The sequence below is a fragment of the Streptomyces sp. NPDC002130 genome, assembly GCF_040296465.1.
Classification (GTDB): domain Bacteria; phylum Actinomycetota; class Actinomycetes; order Streptomycetales; family Streptomycetaceae; genus Streptomyces.
In genome coordinates, this window is sequence record NZ_JBEOXI010000617.1 from 1 (window position 1) to 2,032 (window position 2,032).

Here is a 2,032-nt window from a genome sequence, read left to right on the forward strand (position 1 = left end):
CCCGCTGGGCGCCGTCGGAGATTCGCCACAGGGTGAGTGATGTGGCCGAGCGCCCGTCGGGGCGGCACACGACGACGGTCGATCGGTCGCCAGAGGTTCCGGTCGTGCTTGAACTGCGCTTTGAGGAATCGGTACGCCACGTACAAAGCGATGAGCGAAAGGAGCAACGGAAGCCCGGTGTCCGCGATCCACTCGGCGTTCCAAATCTGCGACCAGAAGTTCTTCACGGCACATTTGAGCACAACAGCCCGACACCGGTTCGCATTCTGTGCGGCGGCGGCAATGTCTGGTTACACGTCTCGTCCGGTGTCCCGGCGTTGGTTGGGTTGTGCGGCGGTGCGCGGTTTGGGTTCGAGCTTCGGGGGGAGCGGTGACGGGCGGACTGCTTCGGTCGGGCTGCTCGGGTACGACAGGCGCAAGGACTTCTGGGCGGCGTCGATCTCGGCTTGCTCTTCGGCGGTGTAGGTCCGTTCGACGGACTCGGGTGCCGTCGTCGGTGTCGTGGTGGTGACCTCGTGGGCGGGTTCGTCGCGTTCGATGACCGCGACGGAACCAATCTCGGCAGATCGTTGTGCGGCGGCGTTCAGTCGTCGGTGTACCGATTCGAGTTGCACTCGGCTGACGGTCTCGAGTTGGGCAGCATAGGCAGCGGCTCCGGCCGCGCGCGATGATGCAGCGATCGCTTCGGTCGCCTTCATCAGTTGCCGCAGCAGCAATGCGTAGCCGGCGGCCGCGTCGAGTCCCGGCTTGCACTGCATGACGATCATCGCCGCGCCGCCCGCGGAGACGATGCCGGCCTTCTTCGGGGCGTGTTGGTGTGCGGGGATTTGCGCGGACCGTGCGAGTTGGACGGACGCTCTCGCGAGCGGTCCTGGTGTGGCTTCGACTTGGGAGGACCACGCGGCGAAGACACCTGCGGTTCGGCCGGCGGCGCGTGCCCATTGTGCTCGGTCGGTGACCGGAAGGCTGGTGAGGTATTTGTTCCACTGCTCGATGTCTTGCGCGGCGCGTGCCAACAGTTCGGGATCGGCGACGACGGTCTCGCGTCCCTTGCGCACTGCGGGCTTCTCTCGCCGTGCTGCGCGCCATTCTGCGACGGCTTCACCGGAGCTGGTGGGTGTGTCTTCCCATTCCTTTCGGAGGCGGGGGAGTGTGAGGTCCTTACCGAGGTGTCCGCCGCCGTAGAAGATGGGCTTGGCATCGGTTCCGGTGGCATCGCGGTCGGGTCTGACGGCGACCTTGTAGCCGACTACGACGTCATCTCGGCCGGAGGCGAAGCGAGGCCGGACGATCAATCCTTGCCCGCGAAGTCGACGTACGAATTCCGCTTCGGACTTCGACGATGTTGCGCAGGCGCGCACGCGGCGTGCGAGGAGATCGCGGTCGAGTTCGGTCTGCCCGTTGCGTACTGCGCGCGCATTTTCAGCTCGGTGGTAGCCGCGTTCGCCGGTCTTGCTCTGGCGGGATTCGATGACAGCGAGGCCGTGTTCGCGTTCGATGCGTGCGGCCGCGTCGCTTGCTCGTTTCCAGTCACGGTAGAGGTTGACCTTGGTGCCGTCTTCGCGCACGGCGGATGCGGCGATGTGGATGTGGTCGTTGCCTTTCGCGGACACTCCGTGTCGGACGGCGACCCATCTGGAGGGGCTGCGGCCGGAGTTTTCGGTGAAACCCATTTCGTCCATGAACTCGGTGGCGATCTTGTTCCACTGCTGGTCCGTCAGCTCGCCTTCGTCGGCCTTGAGCGAGAGTGAGCAGTGCCAGACATTGCCGTCGCGATACGGGTCGATCGGATCGCGGACCTTCTTGCCGTGACTGTCGCGGACGTCCTGGCCGGCATCGTCGCGCAGGTAGTTCGGGATCTTGATTTCGGTGCCGAACACTTTGCGGGGCTGGTCGATCTGCTTGCCGATCGCGAGAGCGTCGACACCGCTGAGTTCGTTGTCGTCGTGCCACGCCATGATCGCGTAGTCACCGGCAACAAGATGGGGGTCAGTGTGCTCGTTGCTCTTGCCCGGACCGGCGAGGTACGACA

The 2,032-nt window shown here is 64.9% G+C and carries 2 protein-coding genes; both read right to left on the reverse strand.

The genetic code is table 11. From position 1 onward, the window contains the following. The coding region (locus ABT116_RS43560) for a hypothetical protein (protein WP_351646325.1) at nucleotides 1-227 on the reverse strand (227 nt) is incomplete at its 3' end. 63 nt (nucleotides 228-290) lie between these two features. Beyond that, a partial coding sequence (locus tag ABT116_RS43565) for a relaxase/mobilization nuclease domain-containing protein (protein ID WP_351646327.1) occupies nucleotides 291-2,032 on the reverse strand: 1,742 nt, incomplete at its 5' end.